Genomic DNA, 21,384 nt, shown 5'->3' with positions numbered 1-21,384 from the left:
ATATTCTGCCTGTCAGGCAGCCTCGAAGTTCGCGCCGCCCGCTTCCGTCAGCAGGAAGGCCTCGCCGCATGCCTTGGCAAGTTCGCGAACCCGCAGGATGTAGCTCTGTCGCTCGGTAACCGAGATGACGCCGCGCGCATCGAGAAGATTGAACACATGGCTCGCCTTGATGCACTGGTCATAGGCCGGGAACACCAGCTTGTGGATGTCGCCTTCCTTCTGCGGTTGGCCGGCTGCCAGCAGGTGCCGGCATTCCTTCTCCGCGTCCTGGAAGTGCTGGAACAGCAGCGCCGTGTCGGCATACTCGAAATTGAAGCGGGAGTACTCCTGCTCGGCCTGCAGGAAGACATCGCCGTAGGTAACCTTCTCCGGTCCTTCCAGACCGTTGAAGTTGAGATCGTAGACGTTGTCCACGCCCTGCACATACATGGCGAGGCGCTCAAGACCATAGGTCAGCTCACCCGCAACAGGCGCGCACTCGATGCCGCAGACCTGCTGGAAGTAGGTGAACTGCGAAACTTCCATGCCGTCGCACCAGCATTCCCAGCCGAGGCCCCAGGCGCCGAGCGTCGGGCTCTCCCAGTCATCCTCGACGAATCGGATGTCGTGCAGCATCGGATCAATGCCGATCGCAGCCAGCGAACCGAGGTAGAGTTCCTGCAGGTTCGACGGGTTCGGCTTCAGGATCACCTGATACTGGTAATAGTGCTGCAGGCGGTTCGGGTTCTCGCCATAGCGGCCATCCTTCGGACGGCGGGAAGGCTGCACATAGGCGGCTTTCCACGGACGGGGACCCAGCGCGCGCAGCGTCGTTGCCGGATGGAAGGTACCAGCGCCAACTTCCATGTCATAGGGCTGAAGGATGACACAGCCTTTTTCGGCCCAGTAGTTGTGTAGTGTCAGTATCAGACCCTGAAACGAACGGGTCGGATCCATATGGGAGTGGGTTTTGGCGTCCACGCGTCTTCTCCGGCATCCAGTGCGGCAGCGTGTTCGTCCTATTGCTCTGCTCTTGATGCGTCAAGCAGCCGATAGTGGAAAGGCGGCTCGTGGCCGCCTTTCGATGGGTTCCTGCCCTGATCCAGCCTGCCTATTCGGGCAGACGGAGCTGATATCCGGGGCGGATGGCATTGGGGTTCCGCCGAAGCTCCGGGTTGAGTTCCAGGATCTCGCGGAACCGTTCACCATTGCCGAGCCGCTCGGCAGCGATCGACCAGAGCGTCTGACCCGCCTTCACGGTATAGACCGCAGGCTGCGGAGCGCTCTCCGCCTGTGTGGGCTCCGTCTCGGGCGTGGCTGGCGCCGGCTTCTCTTCCGTGGGCTGCGCCTCGTCCTTCGGCTCGGGCTTCTTCCGGGTTTCTGCTGGCGAATCGGAGCTGTCGTTCACCACGGGTGCTGCCGTTCCGGCAGCATTGGCAAACTTCTTTGGCTCAGGCTCGGGAAGCCCCTTCTCTATCTTTTCCTCGACGGACTTCTTCAGGTCGTCATCAGGATCGAGGTCCAGCACATGCGACCACTGATAGATCGCCTCAAGCTTACGGCCCGTGCGCCAGTATCCGTCACCGAGATGGTCGTTCAACACCGGGTCTTCCGGCTGCAGCGAGACGGCGCGTTCAAGGTTCTCGACCGCCTGCTCATACTCGCCCATCTTGTAATGGGCCCAACCCAAGGAATCGACGATGTAGCCATCGCTCGGCCGCAGCTCCACGGCACGCCGGATAAGCTTCATGCCCTCATCGAGGTTCATGTTCATGTCGATCCACGAGTAGCCGAGATAGTTCAGCACCTGCGGATGATCCGGATAGAGATCGAGCGCCTGCTTGAAGTTGGGCTCTGCCTTCGGCCACTGCTTCAGTCGCTCGTAGGCGATGCCGCGCTGATAATAGATGTTCCAGTGCTGCGGTTGCGGTTCGCCGATGGCTTCCACCGCCTGATCATAGAGGGCAGCCGCCGACTTGAAATCCTGCTGCGCGCTGTAGACCCGGCCAAGCGCGAGATAAGCGCGGATGTCACTGGGATCTTCCGCCAGAACACCCTTCAAGTGCTCCACGGCTTCATCGTTGCGTTCAAGGTCGGCAAGGTTGAGGCCGATCTGGAACTCTGCAAAACGCGCCCAGGGTGAACCGGAACCGATCCGCTCATAGTATTCGATCGCTTTCTCGGGCTGCTCGAGCCGCTCCGAGACGCGGGCAAGCTGGATCAACAGCGGGTCGCTGTGCGGCTGCAGGGCGAGGCCGTAGTGCAGGTAGAGATGCAGATAGAGCTGAACGAAGGCATCGCCGCCGCCGCTTGCAAGCTCGGTCGCCACCGCCAGCAGCACTTCCGCCGCACCGGCAGCAGGTGTATCGATGATGAAATCGAGCTTCTCGCCCTTTGCAATGCGATCCTTGAGGACCGGCAGCGGCGAAATGCCAAGACCCGCATCAATGGTCTTGTTCAGGACCTCCAGCGCCTGTTCGTTTTCACCACGGCTCGAAAGGAACGTAGCATAGGCCTCCACCAGGCGGGCAAAGGTCTCCGCCGACATGGCGTTCTGTGCGCCGCTGAACAGCTTCTCGAAGGCCTTCTCCGCTTCATCGTCCTGTTTGTCATAGGCAAAGACGATGGCACGCTGGTAATCGCGGAACGGCGTGAACCACTCCGGCTTGCTGAGGGAGTCGAGAACCTTCAGGCCACCCGCGATGTCCTTCTGGCCGATCTTCGACCAGGCCACCATGGTTTCGGTGATCAGACGGTCGAGATCCGATTCGGGAGCAACCTCCAGCCACTTCTCCGCGCCGGAGAAGTCCTGCCGGCGGAACGAATCAATCGCCAGCACGAGACGGGCAAGCCGCGAGGCTTCCTCATCCTTTACGAGATTGTTCGCGTAGGGCAGCGCCTCTTCGAGGGAACCTTGTGCAATCAGCGCACGCAGGAGCCTGCGCTGCAGCATCAGGTTCTCGGCGTCAAAAGTCAGTGCGCGCTTATAATAGGAAACCGCAGCGTCGAGATCGTTATCCGTCTCGGCCACCCTCGCGGCGAGGTAAGCGCCAGAGAATGAATGGACCGGAACAATCTCCGTGACCTTCGCATCCTCCTTGGCCGAAGCCATACCAATGGACAGCGCGAGAATGGCCGCTACTGACGCCGAAATTCGAATTCCTGCCTTCATGCGCCGCATTATGATCCTTTCATCGGCTGGGCCCCTAAGGCACCCCTCACCAGTTCCAGCCTCGGTATGTGCCAAGCATGGCCATTTTAGGAACATGCTGCAACTGTAATGCCACACCAGCCGATAAGGTAATACGGTTTTCGCCGTTCATGTTACCCGGCTGATGCAGAAATCTATCACTTCTGTGAGAGCTGCCTTCTGCGGCGAGCTCTTGAGCGGTGCCAGCGCATCCCGGGCAATTTCACCGAAATGGCGGGCCCGCGCGATGGTGTCGCCGATCGCATTATACTTCGTCATCAGCGACTTTGCAGTCTCCAGTGCCGCGTCGTCGCTGGCGCCTTCCTCGATCGCATGCTTCCAGAACTTGCGCTCTTCTTCGGAACCGCGGCGGTAACTCAGGATAACCGGCAGCGTAATCTTGCCTTCGCGGAAATCGTCGCCGACGTTCTTGCCGAGATCCTTGGCGCTGCCGCCGTAGTCCAGCGCATCGTCGACCAGCTGGAAGGCGAGGCCCAGGTTCGTGCCGTACGACTTGAGGGCAGCGCGCTCGTTCTTCGAAACGCCGGCAATGATCGGCCCGACTTCTGCCGCTGCAGAGAACAGCGCTGCGGTCTTCGCCTTGATGACCTGCAGATATTCGTCTTCTGTCGTCTCGAGGTTCTTTGCGACGTCAAGCTGCATGACTTCGCCCTCGGCGATGACAGCTGCAGCCGACGCCAGCACGTCCAGCGCGTCGAGCGAGCCCACGTCGACCATCATGCGGAACGCCTGGCCTAGCAGATAGTCACCGACGAGAACGCTGGCCTGGTTGCCCCAGATCATGCGCGCGGTTTTCTTGCCGCGGCGCAGGTCGCTCTCGTCCACGACGTCGTCATGGAGCAGCGTTGCCGTGTGCATGAACTCTACGCTCGTGGCGAGCCTCACGTGGCCTTCGCCTGAATAGCCGAACATCTGCGCCGCTGCGATGGTGATCATCGGGCGCAGGCGCTTGCCGCCGGAGGAAATGAGATGATTGGCGAGCGTGGGGATGAGTTCGACGTCCGAGCCGGCCTTTGACAGGATCAGCTCGTTCACCTTGCCCATTTCTTCTTGCGTGAGGGCAATCAATGGCTCCACCGAAGCCATGTTCCTCTTGCCATCCATGTTCAATACAACGCCCACCGCAAGCTCCTTCGCGAATTCGCATAGTCAGGTAAGTTGGACCTTAAAGGCCGTTAACGAACCGTTGCAAGGAGCGAAATAGCGCGGGAAGCCGCTGTCTACAACCATCACGCATTTACAAGCCCTGAAAGACCTGCCAACGTTCCGAAATGATCGAACTTCTTCGCACCAATGATGCCGTCACGATTTCCTACGTCGAGAGCCTGTTGCGCGACGCCGGAATCGAATTCCTCGTGGCCGACCAGAACATGAGCATCATGGAAGGCTCGCTCGGCGTTCTGCCGCGCCGGGTCCTCGTAGCCGAAGATGCTTCGGAACAGGCGCGCCAACTTCTGCGCGACGCTGGAATTTCAGGGATCGTAGAGGCTTCCTGATCCATGCCCTCGGCCGAAACCTTCACCATCGATGCATTCCATCGGGGCCGCTTCCACTTGTCCCAGCCTGCTGACAAGGGGCATCGGGCAGGCGTGGACGCGATGCTTCTGGCCGCTGCTGTCCCTGATGGATTTGACGGGACGGTGGCTGATCTCGGCGCTGGCGCAGGCGCTGCGGGATTTGCTGTCGCCTCCCGCTGCAAGGATGCAAAAATCCTGCTGGTCGAACGCTCGCCGGAAATGACGGACTGCGCCCGTTGCAGTATCGCACTCTCCGAGAATGAACCCTACGCAGGCCGCATCAATGTTCTGCAGGCGGATGTCGAAGCCACCGGTCGCCAGCGTGTCGCGGCTGGCCTTCCCGACAACCACTTCGACTTCGTCATCATGAACCCGCCCTTCAATGGGCCGCGTGATCGCGCCTCGCCGGACAGCCTGCGCCGCGACGCCCATGTGATGACAGAGGGCCTGCTGGAACGCTGGATCCGCTCGGCAGCCGCCATTGCCGCTGCCGGTGGCGGCTTTGCCATCATCGCCCGCGCCGAGTCGCTGGAAGAGATCCTTACCGCCTGCGCTGGCCGCTTCGGCGGCATCGAGATCTGCCCCATTCATCCCCGTCCGCAGTTGGCCGCCATCCGCATCGTCCTGCGGGCGCGAAAAGGGGCTCGCGGCATGCTGAAGCTATTGCCGCCGCTGGTCCTTCACGGCGAAGAAGGACGCGACTTCACCGACCGGGCGAATGCCGTAATTAACGGCGAGCAAAGCCTTTTCCCCATCTGACATCTGGGGCATTGCGCGGCCCGATCTCGTACTTACATATTGAAGAAATTGCTTGTGTTGGGGATTCCTTTGAAACAGTTCTTTTCACGCCTTCTTCCGAAATCCCTCCGTCCCGGCGAAGTTTCAATTCCGGTCGTCCGTCTTCACGGAACGATCATGGCATCGGGCACGCCCATGCGGCAGAACCTGTCGCTGGCGGGCGTTGCAGGCGTACTGGAAAAGGCATTCTCCATCCCTGCCCCGGCTGTGGCAATTTCGATCAATTCGCCCGGCGGCTCCCCTGTCCAGTCTCGGCTTATCTACAAGCGCATCCGTGATCTTGCCGAGGAGAAGCAGCGCAGGGTTCTGGTCTATGTCGAGGATGTCGCGGCATCCGGCGGCTACATGATCGCCTGCGCCGGCGACGAGATCATCATTGACCCCTCCTCCATCGTCGGCTCCATCGGTGTCGTCTCGGCCGGTTTCGGCTTCCAGGAAATGATCCGCAAGATCGGGGTCGAGCGCCGCGTCCACACCTCCGGCCGCAACAAGGCCATCCTTGACCCCTTCCAGCCGGAGAAGGAGGATGACATCGCGCACCTGAAGGAGTTGCAGCAGCACATCCATACCGTCTTCATCGATCTGGTGAAGAGCCGTCGCGGCGCCAAGCTGGCCGACAACGATGACCTCTTTACCGGCCTCTTCTGGGTCGGCGAAAAGGCGCGCGAACTTGGCCTTGCCGATTCACTCGGCGACATGCGCTCCGATATCAAGCGGCGCTACGGCGCCAAGGCGCAGCTGCGGCTGATCGCGCCCGCCCGGGGCCTGCTCAGCCGGAAGATCCCGTTCTTCAGCGTGGAACAGTTCTCTACCACGGATGTTGCATCAGCTTTCGCCGCGGGCTTGCTGGAAGCCGCTGAAGAAAAGGCCGCATGGCAGAGGTTCACGTTGTGACCGTGCAATTTTCGCCGCATTCAGCCCAGACGGTATATCATCTGAACAATCGCAAACCCCAGAAGGGAGGCCCCAATGCCGCAATTGATTTTGTTACTGATCGTCGCAGTGGTCGCCTATTGGGGTTACCGCTCCTTCGTCCGCGAAGCCCAGCGGGTGACCGCACGGGCCGAACGCCGCCGTCGCGAGACCGCGACTGGCAGCACCGGCACGCTGGTGAAGGATCCCCGCACCGGCGAATACTACCTTGAAAAGGACTGAAATGACGCATGGGTCCCCGAGCCTCCACAGGCTCGCCCCTGCCAAGGTGAACCTGGCGCTGCACGTCGTTGGCCAGCGGGCTGACGGCTATCATCTGCTGGAATCGCTCGTGGCCTTTACACGCTTCGGTGACCGCGTCTCGCTAATGCCTGCGGAAGCGACGAGCCTTTCTGCCACGGGACCCTTCGCGTCCGAAGTGCCGCTGGATAGCTCGAACCTTATCCTGCGCGCCCATGATCTTCTGGCGAGCGCTTTCCCAAGCCAAAAGCTTGAGCCCGTTCTCCTGTCGCTGGAAAAGAACCTCCCCATTGCCTCCGGCATTGGCGGCGGCTCCAGCGATGCCGCGGCTGCGTCAATCCTGCTTGCCCGCCATTGGGGGCTGCAGCTTACCGAATCCGACCTCGCGCCGCTTCTCCTCCCGCTCGGGGCTGACGTACCGATGTGCGTCGCGGCCCGCCCCCTGATCGCGCGTGGGACCGGTGAAGAGCTAGAATACGTAAGGCTTCCCCGTCTGCCGATGGTGCTGGTCAATCCCGGCGTTCCGCTCGCGACCCCGCCGGTCTTCCGAGCGTTGCAGAAGAAGGACAATGCTCCGCTGCCACCCCTCTCTGCCTTTATCACCACGGCAGACGTGATCGGCTGGCTCAGCGAAACGCGCAACGACCTTGAGGCCCCGGCCGCGAGCCTCGTTCCGGCCATCAATGACGTTCTGGCAGAACTTAGGTCGGAGAGCGCCGGCATCGCCCGCATGTCCGGCTCTGGCGCAACCTGCTTCGGTATCTTCCTGAGTGACGAAGAAGCCGAACGCGCCGCCACGACGATTGCTGAGCGCCACCCGTCGTGGTTTGTCGCCGCGACATCCACCCTTGCATCCGACGAGATTGTGCCATGAGTGCCGCTGAACTCACCTTCATTCCCGTCCGCTTTGCCGTTCTCACGGTTTCCGATACGCGCACGCTGGCGGACGACAAGTCGGGCGCGACATTGGCCGACCGCATCACTGACGCTGGCCACGAGCTCATCGACCGCCAGATCGTCCGCGATGACGTCGAGCAGATCCGCACGCAGGTTCTCGACTGGAGCCACAACCCCTCCATTGATGCGATTATCACCACCGGTGGCACCGGCTTCACCGGCCGCGACGTCACGCCCGAAGCTCTGGAGCCCCTGTTCGACAAGCACATGGACGGTTTCTCGATCGTCTTCCACCGGCTCTCCTACGACAAGATCGGCACCTCCACGATCCAGTCGCGCGCGACGGCTGGGCTGATCAACCAGACCTTTGTCTTCGCCCTGCCGGGCTCCCCTGGCGCCTGCCGCGATGCCTGGGACGGCATCCTGAAGGAGCAGTTCGACTACCGCCACAAGCCCTGCAACTTCGTGGAAATCCTGCCTCGCCTCGACGAGCACCTGCGTCGCAACGCCGGCTGATCCTTAGAGCCTCTCAGGTTTTGTTCTTGCTTTGTTCTCGTTCTGCTGCTATATGCAGGAAATAGAACAAGCGCGGAGGCGCGGTGCATGGAACAGATCGTAAAGGCTGACAGTCTGGCTTCCCTTGGCGGTGGCCGCGCCAGGATCGCAGATGCTCTCGTTGAACGTAGCGGCGTGCGGATCGAGATCGACCGCAGGCGTGGTCGCGGCGCGGGCATCAACCCGACCGGCCGCTTCGAGCCGACGACACGCGAAGTCTTCGACGATGGCTGGGAGTCGCTGGAAGACCTGCCCCCGTTCAAGACCGAGGTGCAGATAGAAAAGCCGCGCACCATCATCACGCGCAACAGTTCGCCCGATATCTCCTTCGACCGTTCCATCAACCCCTACCGTGGCTGCGAGCACGGCTGCGTTTATTGCTTCGCCCGCCCCACTCACGCCTATATGGGCATGTCGCCGGGACTGGACTTCGAGTCGAAGCTCTTCGCCAAGCCTGATGCGCCGAGGCTCCTGGAGCGTGAGCTGTCGAAGCCTGGCTATGAACCCCGCACGATCGCCATCGGTACAAACACCGATCCCTATCAGCCGGTGGAAAAGAAGTGGCGGATCATGCGGGAGATCCTCGAAGTGCTCGAGGCTTATAACCATCCCGTTGGCATCGTCACCAAATCAGCACTTGTCATGCGTGACATGGATATCCTTGGCCGCATGGCGGAAAAGGGACTGGCGAAGGTGGCGCTCTCCGTCACCACGCTTGACCGGAAGCTCGCCCGCACCATGGAGCCGAGGGCTGCGACACCCACGCGTCGTCTGGAAGCCATACGCGCGCTGAGCGATCACGGCATCCCGGTCTCCGTCATGATGGGTCCGGTCATCCCTGGCCTCAACGACAGCGAGATCGAGCGTATTCTTGAATCCGCCCATGCCGCTGGCGCTCGTGAAGCTGGCTATGTCATGCTGAGACTTCCGCTTGAGGTGAGCCCCATCTTCAAGGACTGGCTGCTGCGCCATTATCCGGACCGCTTCCGCCATGTCATGTCGCTCGTCCGCTCGATGCGGGACGGCAAGGACTATGATGCTGAATGGGGAAAGCGCATGCGCGGAACCGGCCCCTATGCATGGCAGATCGGCCGCCGCTTCGAGATGGCCGCCAAGCGCCTCGGCCTGAACAAGGAGCGCATGAAGCTCACCACAGAACTGTTCCGGCCGTTGTCGCGCGGTGCAGAGCAATTGGTGCTGCTCTAGGGCGGTTCCAGGAAAAGTGGGGACCGGTTTTCCGTCCGGACCCGTGAGAAAACAAAGAGTGGGAGCAGAACAGAGTTTCTGTGAAAGTCTGAACTGCTCTAGACCGGGCGGGATAGGACGTCCCGCGGGGCGGGCGGCCTTGAGATTTCGGCACCGGCAGGCAGCTGTTGATGAACCGGTGGAGCACCGCTTCCCCACCGGGCAGGTGGAGCAGCCTTGGCCCGCTCGAAGTGATTGGAATTGAAGAGGCGTCGTCTTTCTCGTCCCGGAAAGCGATACCTTTGGTAGCCTGGCCCCTTTCCGCCGCACCCGGGGTTAAGGCTTGCAGAGAATCGGATGCGGTGTCAGCATGGTTTTCATGGCTGCCTCGCAATCCGATTCTCTGCTTCTTTTCGAAGAAATTCCTTTGCGCCCCGACTTCACGATGGAAGCCGGTTTGATGCGCGATGGGCATGCACCGGTTGTCGGGCTGGACGAGGTTGGGCGTGGTCCGCTTGCCGGACCTGTGGTGGCAGCAGCTGTCATTCTCGATCCTGACAAGATCCCGGATGGCCTGAACGATTCAAAACTGCTGACCGAAGCTGCCCGCGATGCGCTCTACGAAGAGATCATGGCGACGGCGCAGGCGGTCTCCGTATCCTCGCTCTGCTCAACCTCGATCGACCAGTCGAACATTCTGCGGGCGAGCCTTGAGGGCATGCGCCGTGCGGTGATGAGCCTTTGTCTCGAACCCCGCTATGCGCTGGCGGATGGCCGCGATGTTCCTCCTGGCCTTCCCTGCCCCTGCAAGGCAGTGATCAAGGGCGACCAGCGCTCACAGTCCATCGCTGCCGCGTCCATCGTCGCCAAGGTCACGCGCGACCGTATGATGGTGCGTACAGGCCTGCAGGCGCCTGCCTACGGTTTTGACAGCCACGTCGGATATGCCACGAAGAAGCACCGCGACGCGCTTGCTCTCCATGGCCCGCTCGCACGCCTTCACCGCATGACCTTCGCGCCACTGAAGAAAGGCGCCGAGCCTGTAGAGGCCGGCACCGAAGCCGAACTGGTCTAATCTGGAGCGGTTCCACGAAAGTGGAACCGGTTGTCCGTCCGGAACCACGAGAGACCAAAGAGTTAAAGCAGTTCGGAGTTTCTGTGAAAGTCTGAACTGCTAAGCTCCGAGCGGCGAAACGCCGAAGAGCAGCTCATGCAGCCAGAAGACGAAGATCAGATAGATCACAACACCAGCGACGATTGAGGAAATATCCTTCCTTAGCACGGGCTCCCGGCCAAGGCGCACTGGGCCGCGATAGACGTTGGAGATCAGGTCAATGGCCGCCCAGACGAGGATGCCGCCGAAGAGCAGCACGTCCGCCAGCGTTCCGTTGGCCAGCAAATGGGCAACACCCCAGAGCAGCGTCCCTATCAGCATCGGATGCTGGAGCTTCGCCTTGATGAAGCCCGGGTTGTGCGAGGCGGCAAACAGCGGGAACACCGGCAGCATCAGAAGCAGAGTCAGGTGTCGCATGCCGACCGGCGGATCATAGACGATGACGGGATCCTGCCGCGCCAATCCATAGCCCCAGATGATCAGCACGAGCCCGACGAGCGAGACCACCGTGTAAGTGAGCTTCCAGAATTTCTCCCCGCGCTGGTCAATGAGCTGCTGCCGGAAGCCCGGCGCAACTATGCGGGTCGAGTGAATGCCGAGGAAAAGAACCAGACCCAGAATCAGTACTGACATGTTTGCCTCTCCGCTTGTTCAGCGTTGAACAACGGACAGCAAACCCGCAGGCCATGCAAGTGCTTGTTCGGAAAATCCTGACGGCTGCTGACTCAGCTCACTCAAGCTCTATCCAATCCCCCAAAACAAAAATGCCGCCCTTGGGGCGGCATTTGAGACATCCGGTCGAGGACCGATGTTAGTTCATCTTGGCTTTCAGCTGAGCGAGAGACTGATCGAACAGTACTCCGCTTGCGCTTCCGTCGACCGTATCACTCAGGATCTTGCCTGCGGCAGCTACAGCAACGTCAACAGCGCGGGCACGAACCTCGTTGACTGCGTCGCGCTCGGCCTGGGCGATCTTCTGCTCGGCCAGCTTGGTGCGACGTGCCACGTATTCTTCGGTCTTCTCTTTCGCGTCGGCAACAATGCTTTCAGCTTCACGTTGGGCTGCAGATACGAGTTCTGCCGCTTCCTTTTCAGCCTCATGACGCTTGCGCTGATATTCGGCCAGCAACTGCTGAGCCTCTTCACGCAAGACGCGCGCATCTTCCAGTTCGCGACGGATGCGATCGGCACGCTCATCGAGCGCCTTGGCAACCATCCCCGGAACCTTCACGTACACGAGCAGCGCGAGGAACAGGATGAGGGAGATAAACGCCCAGAATGTTGCATCCATAGCGGTTCTCCTACTGGCTCACTGCTTTCACAGCAGCCGTAACGGTTGCCTTGCTCACGTCGTTACCGGTGAGCTGTTGAACGATCTCAGCCGCGGTCTCTTCAGCAATGTTGTCAACATCGGCCAAAGCGATACGCTTGATCTCCTCGATGCGGGTCTCGGCTTCGCCGAGCTTTGCATCGAGCGTCTCAGTGATCGCGCGACGGTCTGCCTCAGCCTGGGCCTTGGCGTTGTCCCGCGCTTCCTGCGCAATCGCAGCCGACTTGCGCCGTGCTTCTGCGAGCTCCTGCTCGTATGCGGCAACGGCAGCATCCGCCTCTTCCTTGAGACGGGAAGCCTGATCAAGATCGCTGGCGATACGATCGTGACGGACTTCCAGCGTGCCCCCGATACGTGGCAGGACCACGCGCTTCAGGAACAGGTAAAAAAGTCCGAACGTGATCGCGAGCCAGAGGACCTGCGACGCGTATGTCGAGCTGTCGAATGGAGGGAAGATACCGCCGTGGGCACCTTCTTCCACTATGCCAGTCTCGGAATGGGTTTCGCCAATTGCGGGTTGAGCCGCGTCCTGTGCGAATGCCGGTGCCACGAACATGGCTTTCCCCTTGCTCTATCCACGGCCGGACGCCTGAGGCGTCCGGCAAGCCAAAAAATCGTACGGCTTAGACGAACAGGAGGAGAAGGGCGACCAGCAGCGAGAAGATGCCCAGAGCTTCGGTAACGGCGAAGCCCAGGATCAGACGGCCGAACTGACCGTCAGCTGCCGACGGATTGCGCAGGGCGCCCGCCAGGTAGTTGGCAAAAATATTGCCGAGACCGATAGCTGCACCACCCATGCCGAGGCATGCAATACCTGCGCCGATCGCCTTTGCTGCTTCTGCTTCCATCTTGCAACTCCTTGTGAAGCGTTTGAACTCTTTGAAAGTTGGCGGAAAAGCCCGCCGTTAGTCGATCCTAGTGGCCCGGATGCACCGCATCATTGAGGTACATGCAGGTCAAAACGGCGAAGACGTAAGCCTGCAGGAAGGCAACCAGAAACTCGAGACCCGTGATCGCGACAGTCATGATCAGCGGAAGAATTGAACCAGCAACACCGACAGCACCGAGCGCGCTGAGCGAGGTTACGAAGCCAGCGAACACCTTGAGGGTGATATGACCAGCCAGCATGTTAGCGAAGAGACGAACCGAGAGGCTGATCGGACGCGAGAGGAAGGAAACAATCTCGATCGCGACAACCAGCGGCACCACGACGGCGGGAACGCCGCTCGGCACGAACAGCTTGAGGAAGCCCAGACCGTGCTTCATGAAGCCGTATACGATGACTGTTCCGATCACCAGCATTGCCAGCGCGAAGGTGACGATAATCTGGCTGGTAACGGTGAAGAAGTAGGGCACGAGGCCAAGCAGGTTCGCGACGAACACGAACATGAACAGCGAAAATACCAGCGGGAAGAACTTCATCCCGTGATTGCCGGCGCTGTCACGCAACATCGACGCGATGAATTCGTAAGCCATCTCGGCAACCGACTGGGCACGGGACGGAACCAGGCCGCGGTTGGAGGTGCTCAGGAACAGGAAAGCGCTAGCGGCAGCAACGGTCGCGACCATGAAGGCCGACGCGTTGGTGAACGACAGGTCCACACCACCAACTTCAATCGGAATCCACTTGGCAATCTGAAATTGATGGATGGGATCCGTGGCCACTGAAGCACCCTCACTTTGTGCGGCGTCTGCCGCTCTTATTTCCTTTGCGGATCATTGGCGCCACCGTCCTTGGGGGCCTGTGATCCAAACTCAGCAACCCGTCCCGCAGCACGCAGGACGTTTAGAACACCTGCTGCAAATCCGAGCAGCAAGAAGATAATTAGTCCCCACGGAGCGGTATCGAACAGGCGGTCGAAGAACCAACCAAGTCCGATCCCTACGACAACGCCGCCGATGAATTCGCCCGAAAGCTTGAAAGCGTTCCCGAATCCACTGCCGCCGTTAGTCTGCTTTGCGTTGCCTTCACCAGAGTCTGATGAAGCGCCTCGCGCCGCCAGGGCATCTTCAAGTTTGCGTCGCCGCTGCTCGAGTTCGTCAGGCTCATTTCGTTCTGCCATGAGAACCTCCAGCCGCTCGCAACCTCGAAAATTAACCGTCTCGAAGTCGCGGGCAACATAGTGAGAGGGCTGTCAGCAGTCAAGCCAACTATATGCGCTGTCCATAAGGGCATGAACGCTTGAAAAACAACGACTTAGCCCAGTGCGACAATGCGCCTACGTTCTTGCAACGCAGAAAGTGGAGAGAATCTCCCGCTTAAGCCGACTTCAGTTCCAACCGCCGCCATAGGTTCGGTAGAAAATGTGCTGGCCGATCTTGGTCAGCTTCTTCATCGTTCCAGCCCATCGCGGACGCACATAAGTGGCGTGATAATGGGTGGAGCTGCCAACGCTTTCGAGCCAGATCTTGCCCGCCGAGACGGCCATGGCAACGTCCTGCGCCACGCGGTAGTGGGAAGGGCTGGTGATCCGGTCCTTGATGCCATCGCAGGCAAACGAGAACTGGCAGCGGTTGAACCAGCTGTCGTTCTGATAGACGACGCCGCAGATGGAGTTCGGATAGGCAGGATTGCGGACGCGGTTGAGCACCACCTGCGCCACAGCCGCCTGGCCCTCGACCGGCTCGCCCCGCGCCTCGAAGTAGACGGCTTCGGCAAGGCACTTCTGCTCCTTGGCCGAGAAGGCATGGGCCGGCAGTGGCGCCTTTGCCCACATATGGTCTGCCGGGTTGATCGGCGGGATGAAGCGGCCGTCATCCTCGTCGCGCAGAATGCTGGCGAAGGGTGAAGCCTTCGCATAGTCGGGTTCCGCCGGAGCGTAAGCCGTGGCCAGGATGTCAGCTTCGTCATTGTTGACGAGCTTGGCGACGGCCGGCAGCATCTTCGGCTCAGGCTTTGCCTTGTGCTTGACGTGGAAGGCCGTGGCGATTTGGACTTCCTTGCCCTTGAGGTCCGGCTTCACGAAAGCCATCGTGACCTCACCCAGCGGTTCCGTCTTCAGGAAGGCACCAGTCTGCTCCACAATCGAACCGGCGTTGAAGAGGCTCGGCGGAGCCATTGGCATCACCTGGACGATGCGGCCTTGCTTGTCGTCGCGGTTCACCCGCTCTTCATCCGTGGCATCCACCTTGGTCTTGTTCTTCGACCGGAAGGCGATCTCGCCGATGCCCGGGGCATTGATACCACCGCCCGAGAGCGAACCCAGGCGGGCATTCGGATCATTGAAGGGCATCTCGGCTTTGTGGATGGAACCGGCGACCGACTGCTCGATCACCGCCGCCCAGCGGGTTCCCGACTCCTGGCCGGTAATCAAACTTGTGATGTCCTGATACGCCGCAACCGTTGGAAAGCCGATCCAGATTGCCAGCCCAAGCAGAGTGGGCGCCAGACGCGACCGCTTTTCAACGGGAATACGACTCGAACGCGGTACTGAACCTCGCACCCCAACCTCACTCAAACACATACGCTGTTGTTGAGGATGAAGATATTTGATTAACCTTGATCGAAGGTTAATTCGCCTGCCGCTTTGTCACTGATTTCATTAAGGATTCGGTAAGGAATGAGGCGTCGCTGACAAAGCCAAACGCGTGCGCTGCCGGCAAACAAAAACCCCAGGGCGAAGCCTGGGGTCAGAGTGCGTTTCTCGACGAACCTGTCAGTCCTTGTCCCTTGCCTTGCCAGCAAATGGATTGTCGGACGTACGCAACAGCATGCGGATCGGCACGCCGTAGATGTCGAACGCCTCGCGCAAACCGTTGATCAGGTAGCGCACGTAAGACTGCGGCATGACCTCTGGACGCGAGCAGGAAAGCACGAAGCCGGGCGGACGCGTCTTGATCTGGGTGATGTACTTCACCTTCAGGCGCCGTCCGGAAACGGCGGGTGGCGGATGCATCTGCGTTGCACGCTCGAGCCAGCGATTCAGTCTGCCGGTGGAGACGCGACGGTTCCAAACCTTGTGGGTCTCGACCACGGTTTCCATCATGCGGTCGAGGCCGCGTCCGGTCTCTGCCGAGATGGTGACGAAGCGCATGCCCTTCACCTGCGGCAGCAGACGCTCGAGCTTTTCGCGCAGTTCAGCCAGCATCTCCTGCGGGTTCTCGACGATGTCCCACTTGTTGAAGGCGATGACCGGCGCCCTGCCCTCGCGGATGATGAGGTCGGCGATCTGCAGGTCCTGCTTGTCGAAAGCCTGAGTTGCGTCGAACACGACGACCACGACCTCGGCGAAGCGAATCGCACGCAGCGTCTCGCCGACCGACAGCTTCTCGAGCTTTTCCTGGACGCGCGCCTTGCGGCGCATGCCAGCCGTGTCGGCCAGACGGATCGGACGATCCCGCCAGGTCCAGTCGACGGCGATGGAATCGCGCGTGATGCCCGCTTCCGGCCCCGTGAGCATGCGCTCTTCGCGCAGCAGCGCATTGATCAGCGTCGACTTGCCAACGTTCGGACGGCCTACGATCGCAATGCTGAGCGGCTTGCCGGAATCATATTCGGGCTCTTCAGCCTCAGGATCAATGTCGTCGCCCTGCAGAGGTTCATTGTTGGAGGGCCGGACGCGCTCCTCTTCTTCCTCTTCCGCAATCTTGTCGCCCATGATGTCGGCGATCGCATCGCGAAGATCGGGCATGCCGAGGCCATGCTCGGCCGAGATGGCGACCGGCTCCCCTAGACCAAGGCTGTAAGCGTCGAACACGCCAGCCTCGGCACCGCGTCCCTCCGTCTTGTTCGATACGAGGATCACCGGCTTGCCCTTGCGGCGGACGAGTTCAGCAAAGGTCTGGTCGTCAGGGATGATGCCGCTTCGGGCATCCACCATGAAGAGCACGACGTCGGCTTCGTCGATGGCCATTTCCGTCTGCTGGCGCATCCGGCCTTCCAGCGTCGGCGCGGCGGCGGCCTCAAGACCCGCGGTGTCGATCACGTCGAAGCGCAGGTCCTGCAAACGCGCGGCATGCACCCGGCGGTCACGCGTGACACCCGGCGTATCATCGACGAGCGCGATCCGCCTCCCGACAAGCCTGTTGAAGAGAGTCGACTTGCCCACATTGGGGCGGCCAACGATTGCGACCTTGAATGACATTACGAGCTCGATCCCGAACCGCTGATCAGCTCTGACATCATCTGGGCACGCTGGCGGACACCGGCAGGTGCATCACCATCGTCCAGAATCTGATTGAAGAGCGAAAGGGCGGTTTCGCGGTTTCCTTCTTTCCATGCAGCCAGCGCCAGCACTTCACGTGCCGAATGCCGGACCGGGTTTGTATCTGCCGTCAGCTGCTCGACGCGGGAAGCAACATCGGCGTAAGAGCCATTGTCCACCAGGAGCAGGCCAGCACGCAACCGCGCCATGTCGCGCAGAGCTGCCGGTGCCGAGCCATCGTTGGCGACAGCATCAAAGGCTGCGATAGCCTCAGTCGCCTTGCCGCTGCCGGCGAGCAGCGTGGCCTCGCGCAGCCGGGCCAGCATCGGATAAGCACCAATGCCACCCTCGCGCAGCTCGGAGAGCTTCGCGATGGCTTCATCGTTCTTGCCTTCGGCAGCAAGGTCCAGCGCCTGCGCGAATGCGTCGCCCGCCTTGTTGGCGCGGTTTGTCGACCAGTATTCGTAGGCAACGAATGCCGCTGTCGCGAGCACGATGAGCACCGCAGCGCCGATCGCTATGGAGCCGAAGCGGTTCCAGAACGCCTTCAGCTGATCCTGGCGAAGCTCCTCATTGACTTCGCGAATGAAACTGTCGTCCGACATGAAAACTCTCGTTCTTCTGCCGGGCTCGTTGCCGGCACTCTCTTCTGAAGGGCTTTTTAACGAAAATTACGGCGCATGGAAGGGGTCGGACGAAAAGCAGGCGCATCAGACCATTCGAAAAGCCAATATACCAGAAAGATGTGCAAAGCACGCCGGGACTCTCCTGACCGCCACATTCGTGACTTAGGCAGTAGGTTATATGATTCTCACCGAGCATTTTTATGAGCGCAAAGCATATTGGTCTGGTCGCGTTTTCTGCCCTTCTGACCCTCTCCCCGGCCCACGCACGAGAACGTCCTCCACAATATGTATTGATCTCGTTTGACGGAGCCGGCCCCGTTGCGCAGTGGAAGCGCAGCCGCGAACTGGCAACGCAGGTGGGGGCAGAATTTACCTACTTCCTCTCCTGCGTTTACCTGCTGACCAGGGAGAACCGTAGTACCTATGTCGCGCCAGGCGCCAATGGTCCGAAGTCCAACGTAGGCTATGCCAGTTCGCGTGAGGACGTCGCTGCCCGCCTCGACCAGATCTGGAAGGCCCGCGCTGAAGGGCATGAGATCGCCAACCACGGCTGCGGCCATCTGGATGGTGCCCACTGGTCCGTGGCCGACTGGCAGCATGAGTTCAAACAGTTCGACAAGGTCCTGCTCAACGCCTGGAAGCTCAACGACATCGCGGGCGAGCCAGCCGATTGGGCAAAATTTGCCCGGGAAGAGGTCAAGGGCTTCCGTGCGCCCTATCTTTCCACCTCGTCGACCCTCTTCAAGGCGCTGGATGCAACGAGTTTCCTTTATGATGGAAGCACGGTGTCAAACGGTCCCGTAGCCGTGAAGGTGAAGGACGGCGTCTACCGCTTTTCGCTGCCGATGATTCCGGAAGGTCCGCGCCAGCGCCCCATCATTGCAATGGACTACAACCTCTATTTCCGTCATTCCGGCGCACAGGAAGAGCCGGAACGCGGCGCAGAGTTCGAACAGCGTGCCTATGAAGCGTTCATGGCAGCTTTCACCAGGCAATATGACAACGGGCGCACGCCGCTGCAGATCGGCCTGCATTTCACCCTGATGAACGGCGGTGCCTACTGGCGGGCGCTTGAACGCTTCGCGCGCGAGGTCTGCCCCCGCAAGGATGTGCGCTGCGTCAGCAACCAGCGCTACCTGGATGAAACGGAATCGAAGCAGGCCCACCTGCCCGGTCGCACCGACGGCTGAGGACGTGAATTTTACTTAGCCGTCAACAGCCGTTCATTTGCCATACACATTCGTTTCCGTAGCTTCTACAAGCGTTACTTGACCCACTGGAGCCCAGTTGGGACCATCGGAACGCCCACTCTTGGAACAAATAGCATCAAAGCGAATTACTTCGATGCTGAATGACTTTGGAGAGTCCCGATGAAAAAGCTTGTTTTAGTTCTGCCGCTGTTGCTTGGCGGTGTCGCAGCCTGCACCCCAACCCAGCAAGGCGCGGCGATCGGTGGCGCCGGTGGCGCGGCGATCGGTGCAGCGGTGGCAAATGACAGCCTCGAGGGTGCGGTCATTGGCGGCGCAGCCGGCGCAATCGCTGGTGCGCTTATCGGCCGGGCATCCGAGGGTAGCAGCCAGTGCGTATATCGCGACCAGTACGGCCGTCGTTATACCGCAGCCTGCCCGCGCGGTTACTAAACTTAATAGAATTCATAGGCATGTCTCAAAGCCGGAGCTCGTCTTCGGCTTTGAGACATTTTCGTTTGCATATTGCTTGAACCTTTACTCACCGCCCTTGTTTATCGCTTCCTCTTGAGGCATGGTCCCGCCCATCGACAGGGGCGCTCTGTAAGCCGGGCAAGGCATAAGTCTTCGCTTCAACGGCTTTCAGGGCTGAGATGATGGATGGTCCATCTGTCCCTAGAGCTGATCTGGGTAATGCCAGCGGAGCGAGGCGAACCATGTTTTCAGGTGCACAGGTATCACTGTATCCAATGTCCGACGATTTCGTCGGCATCATCTTGGGTGCGATCAAGGCGCTCGATCCTTACCGTCCCAACTTCCGCATCGAAACCGATGACGTGTCCACCCTTCTGGTCGGACCGCCCGAGCAGCTGTTTCCAGCGATGCGCGACCTTTTCGTTAGTGCAGGCTCGGCTGGCAAGCATTGTGTTATGGCGTCTACAGTGTCGCGTGGCTGCCCCGGCGAACCGGACGACCCGATCTGCACGCCGAGCGCGCACTTCGGCAAGCAGCCTCCGCTGGCCGAGCGCATTGAAGCCGCGCACAAGGCTGTGGCGCTGGCGCCGGTCACCGGGTTGACCGTTGCCGCCCAGTTTTCGCTCTATCCCTTGGGCTCTTCCCATCACATGGACGAGATCTACGGCTGCATCGAGTTCGTCAAAGGCTCCGGCGTTTTCGACCGCTCCAAGAACTTCTGCACCAAGCTGCGTGGCGATGCGGGCGCCGTCTTCGCCACTATGTCGGAAGCGTTCCTGAATTTCGGTGCGCCCGAAGGCCATGTGGCGCTGGACCTCAAGGTTTCCGCGCATAGTCCGACGAAGGTTTAAATCCGGCGCGCGCGGCCTTTTGCTTCAGGCTCGGTCTCGAATAAGCTGGAACCCACTGCCCTGGCGGTTGTTCCACCATCGAGATCGACCTAGCACGGAGCCCACAATGCGCCACCAAATCCTTCGTTCTTCGCTGGCTGCGATTGCAGCATCCCTTGCCGTTCCTGCTCTGGCCGTAGAGGAAACTTTCGAAACGGAAGGCCCGTCCATCCGCGTCGAAACCATCGCCAATGGCCTCTCGCATCCATGGGCACTGGCCTTCATGCCCGACGGTTCTATGCTGGTGACCGAGCGAAACGGCAATCTTCGCCACGTCTCGGACAAGGTGTCCGAACCGATCGCCGGTGTCCCTGACGTGGATGCACGAGGCCAGGGCGGACTGCTCGACGTAGCACTTGACCCGCAGTTCGAGGAAAACCGGCTCGTCTACCTGAGCTTTGCCGAAGCTGGCGAAGGCGGCAACAGCACCGCCGTCGCGCGTGGCGTGCTGAGCGAGGACCTGACAAGGCTCGACAATGTCGAGGTCATCTTCAGCCAGAAGCCGAAGGTGCAGAGCCAGCAGCATTTCGGCTCCCGCCTCGTCTTCGACAATGACGGCTACCTGTTCATCACGCTCGGCGAGAGATCGCAGGCGCAGTTCCGCGAACAGGCCCAGCAGCTGAACTCACACCTCGGCAAGATCGTCCGCATACGTCCGGATGGTACGGTGCCGGACGACAACCCCTTCGTGAACCAGGCCGATGCGCTGCCGGAGATCTGGTCCTATGGCCATCGCAACGTACAGGCCGCAGCCATCAATCCTGAGAGCGGGGTTCTCTGGGAAATTGAGCACGGACCCCGCGGCGGCGATGAACTCAACATCGTTCAGCCCGGCGCCAATTACGGCTGGCCGATCGTCACGCTCGGCATCAACTACGACGGCACGACCATCGGCGAAGGCGTCGAGCACCAGGAAGGCATGGTCGATGCAATCCGCACATGGACGCCGGTCATCGCCCCCTCCGGCATGATGTTCTACCAGGGCGAGGTCTTCCCCGACTGGAAGGGCAACCTCTTCGTAGGCGGCCTGGCCTCCACCGCGCTGGTGCGACTGACGGTCGATGGCGACAACATCTCTGGCGAGGAGCGGCTACTTGAGAGCTTGGGCCTGCGCATCCGCGATGTGGCTGAAGGCCCGGACGGTGCGATCTATGTCATCACCGATGAGGATGACGGCGAAGTCCTGCGGATTTCTCAGGATGCGGGGTAAGTTTACGGTGAGTTAACGATAACGGTTCACCATGCAGGGAAGGTGCGCGGGTCCCCTCGCGCCCTTCATAATTCTGTTTAGTAATTCTTGATAA

General features: G+C 60.4%; 24 protein-coding genes. 12 read left to right on the top strand and 12 right to left on the bottom strand.

Features of this window, described 5'->3' with window-relative positions:
- Positions 1 to 12: 12 nt before the first annotated feature.
- From IEX27_RS13990 to IEX27_RS13980, 3 genes are all read right to left on the bottom strand, one after another.
- The gene (locus tag IEX27_RS13990; protein ID WP_188721756.1) at positions 13 to 936 is read right to left on the bottom strand and encodes a glycine--tRNA ligase subunit alpha; all 924 of its coding nucleotides are present in this window, start codon (positions 934 to 936) and stop codon (positions 13 to 15) included.
- 154 nt (positions 937 to 1,090) lie between these two features.
- Positions 1,091 to 3,151: a tetratricopeptide repeat protein gene (locus tag IEX27_RS13985; protein WP_244630372.1), complete on the bottom strand. Its 2,061-nt coding sequence runs from the start codon at positions 3,149 to 3,151 to the stop codon at positions 1,091 to 1,093.
- Between the two features lie 147 nt (positions 3,152 to 3,298).
- Positions 3,299 to 4,312, bottom strand: coding sequence for a polyprenyl synthetase family protein (locus IEX27_RS13980; RefSeq protein ID WP_188721685.1), 1,014 nt, complete (start codon positions 4,310 to 4,312; stop codon positions 3,299 to 3,301).
- Between the two features lie 149 nt (positions 4,313 to 4,461).
- Between IEX27_RS13980 and IEX27_RS13975 the strand changes: the two genes are divergently transcribed.
- The 8 genes from IEX27_RS13975 (at position 4,462) to rnhB (ending at position 10,390) form a co-directional block, all read left to right on the top strand.
- The gene (locus tag IEX27_RS13975; protein ID WP_188721684.1) at positions 4,462 to 4,686 is read left to right on the top strand and encodes a putative signal transducing protein; all 225 of its coding nucleotides are present in this window, start codon (positions 4,462 to 4,464) and stop codon (positions 4,684 to 4,686) included.
- A gap of 3 nt (positions 4,687 to 4,689) precedes the next feature.
- Positions 4,690 to 5,466 carry a tRNA1(Val) (adenine(37)-N6)-methyltransferase gene (locus IEX27_RS13970; RefSeq protein WP_188721683.1) on the top strand — a complete coding sequence of 259 codons (777 nt, stop codon included), beginning with the start codon at positions 4,690 to 4,692 and terminating at the stop codon, positions 5,464 to 5,466.
- Between the two features lie 69 nt (positions 5,467 to 5,535).
- Positions 5,536 to 6,399: a S49 family peptidase gene (locus IEX27_RS13965; RefSeq protein WP_188721682.1), complete on the top strand. Its 864-nt coding sequence runs from the start codon at positions 5,536 to 5,538 to the stop codon at positions 6,397 to 6,399.
- A gap of 75 nt (positions 6,400 to 6,474) precedes the next feature.
- A complete protein-coding gene (locus IEX27_RS13960; protein ID WP_188721681.1) occupies positions 6,475 to 6,660 on the top strand; it encodes a hypothetical protein in 186 nt (61 codons plus the stop codon).
- Position 6,661: 1 nt separating this feature from the next.
- Entirely contained in the window at positions 6,662 to 7,552 is an 891-nt protein-coding gene (locus IEX27_RS13955; protein ID WP_188721680.1) for a 4-(cytidine 5'-diphospho)-2-C-methyl-D-erythritol kinase, read from the top strand.
- Complete coding sequence (moaB, locus tag IEX27_RS13950; RefSeq protein WP_188721679.1) at positions 7,549 to 8,091, top strand: molybdenum cofactor biosynthesis protein B; 543 nt, start codon at positions 7,549 to 7,551, stop codon at positions 8,089 to 8,091. Before IEX27_RS13955 ends, moaB begins: the two co-directional genes overlap by 4 nt.
- Before the next feature lie 87 nt (positions 8,092 to 8,178).
- Positions 8,179 to 9,336, top strand: coding sequence for a PA0069 family radical SAM protein (locus IEX27_RS13945; protein ID WP_188721678.1), 1,158 nt, complete (start codon positions 8,179 to 8,181; stop codon positions 9,334 to 9,336).
- 358 nt (positions 9,337 to 9,694) lie between these two features.
- Complete coding sequence (gene rnhB, locus IEX27_RS13940) at positions 9,695 to 10,390, top strand: ribonuclease HII (protein ID WP_188721677.1); 696 nt, start codon at positions 9,695 to 9,697, stop codon at positions 10,388 to 10,390.
- Positions 10,391 to 10,489: 99 nt separating this feature from the next.
- On the opposite strand, the gene IEX27_RS13935 is transcribed toward rnhB, so the two are convergent.
- The 9 genes from IEX27_RS13935 to IEX27_RS13895 form a co-directional block, all read right to left on the bottom strand.
- Positions 10,490 to 11,062 (bottom strand): NnrU family protein, encoded by a 573-nt coding sequence (locus IEX27_RS13935; protein ID WP_188721676.1) that lies wholly within the window; start codon positions 11,060 to 11,062, stop codon positions 10,490 to 10,492.
- Between the two features lie 178 nt (positions 11,063 to 11,240).
- On the bottom strand, positions 11,241 to 11,720 hold the full coding sequence (locus IEX27_RS13930) for a F0F1 ATP synthase subunit B (protein WP_188721675.1): 480 nt from the start codon (positions 11,718 to 11,720) through the stop codon (positions 11,241 to 11,243).
- Between the two features lie 10 nt (positions 11,721 to 11,730).
- Complete coding sequence (locus tag IEX27_RS13925; protein WP_188721674.1) at positions 11,731 to 12,315, bottom strand: F0F1 ATP synthase subunit B; 585 nt, start codon at positions 12,313 to 12,315, stop codon at positions 11,731 to 11,733.
- Positions 12,316 to 12,382: 67 nt separating this feature from the next.
- Positions 12,383 to 12,607: a F0F1 ATP synthase subunit C gene (locus IEX27_RS13920; protein WP_188721673.1), complete on the bottom strand. Its 225-nt coding sequence runs from the start codon at positions 12,605 to 12,607 to the stop codon at positions 12,383 to 12,385.
- Positions 12,608 to 12,674: 67 nt separating this feature from the next.
- Positions 12,675 to 13,424, bottom strand: coding sequence for a F0F1 ATP synthase subunit A (locus IEX27_RS13915; RefSeq protein ID WP_188721672.1), 750 nt, complete (start codon positions 13,422 to 13,424; stop codon positions 12,675 to 12,677).
- Between the two features lie 35 nt (positions 13,425 to 13,459).
- Positions 13,460 to 13,822, bottom strand: coding sequence for an AtpZ/AtpI family protein (locus IEX27_RS13910; RefSeq protein ID WP_188721671.1), 363 nt, complete (start codon positions 13,820 to 13,822; stop codon positions 13,460 to 13,462).
- A 207-nt stretch (positions 13,823 to 14,029) separates the two neighbouring features.
- On the bottom strand, positions 14,030 to 15,223 hold the full coding sequence (locus tag IEX27_RS13905; RefSeq protein WP_188721670.1) for a cell wall hydrolase: 1,194 nt from the start codon (positions 15,221 to 15,223) through the stop codon (positions 14,030 to 14,032).
- A gap of 192 nt (positions 15,224 to 15,415) precedes the next feature.
- Positions 15,416 to 16,843: a ribosome biogenesis GTPase Der gene (gene der / locus IEX27_RS13900; RefSeq protein ID WP_188721669.1), complete on the bottom strand. Its 1,428-nt coding sequence runs from the start codon at positions 16,841 to 16,843 to the stop codon at positions 15,416 to 15,418.
- Positions 16,843 to 17,508, bottom strand: a complete 666-nt coding sequence (locus tag IEX27_RS13895) for a tetratricopeptide repeat protein (protein ID WP_188721668.1) — start codon at positions 17,506 to 17,508, stop codon at positions 16,843 to 16,845. Before IEX27_RS13895 ends, der begins: the two co-directional genes overlap by 1 nt.
- Before the next feature lie 221 nt (positions 17,509 to 17,729).
- Here IEX27_RS13895 and IEX27_RS13890 point away from each other — a divergent pair, with 221 nt between their 5' ends.
- The 4 genes from IEX27_RS13890 to IEX27_RS13875 all read left to right on the top strand — a co-directional run bounded on the left by IEX27_RS13890 (position 17,730) and on the right by IEX27_RS13875 (position 21,290).
- Positions 17,730 to 18,719, top strand: a complete 990-nt coding sequence (locus IEX27_RS13890; RefSeq protein WP_188721667.1) for a polysaccharide deacetylase family protein — start codon at positions 17,730 to 17,732, stop codon at positions 18,717 to 18,719.
- A gap of 180 nt (positions 18,720 to 18,899) precedes the next feature.
- Positions 18,900 to 19,169, top strand: coding sequence for a YMGG-like glycine zipper-containing protein (locus IEX27_RS13885; protein ID WP_188721666.1), 270 nt, complete (start codon positions 18,900 to 18,902; stop codon positions 19,167 to 19,169).
- A 263-nt stretch (positions 19,170 to 19,432) separates the two neighbouring features.
- The gene (locus IEX27_RS13880) at positions 19,433 to 20,041 is read left to right on the top strand and encodes a YkoF family thiamine/hydroxymethylpyrimidine-binding protein (RefSeq protein WP_188721665.1); all 609 of its coding nucleotides are present in this window, start codon (positions 19,433 to 19,435) and stop codon (positions 20,039 to 20,041) included.
- 106 nt (positions 20,042 to 20,147) lie between these two features.
- Positions 20,148 to 21,290, top strand: a complete 1,143-nt coding sequence (locus tag IEX27_RS13875) for a PQQ-dependent sugar dehydrogenase (RefSeq protein ID WP_188721664.1) — start codon at positions 20,148 to 20,150, stop codon at positions 21,288 to 21,290.
- Positions 21,291 to 21,384 lie beyond the last annotated feature (94 nt).

This window comes from Nitratireductor aestuarii, from assembly GCF_014641695.1.
In the GTDB taxonomy this organism is placed as follows: Bacteria; Pseudomonadota; Alphaproteobacteria; order Rhizobiales; family Rhizobiaceae; genus Chelativorans; species Chelativorans aestuarii.
This window is presented reverse-complemented; position numbering and strand designations above follow the sequence as displayed.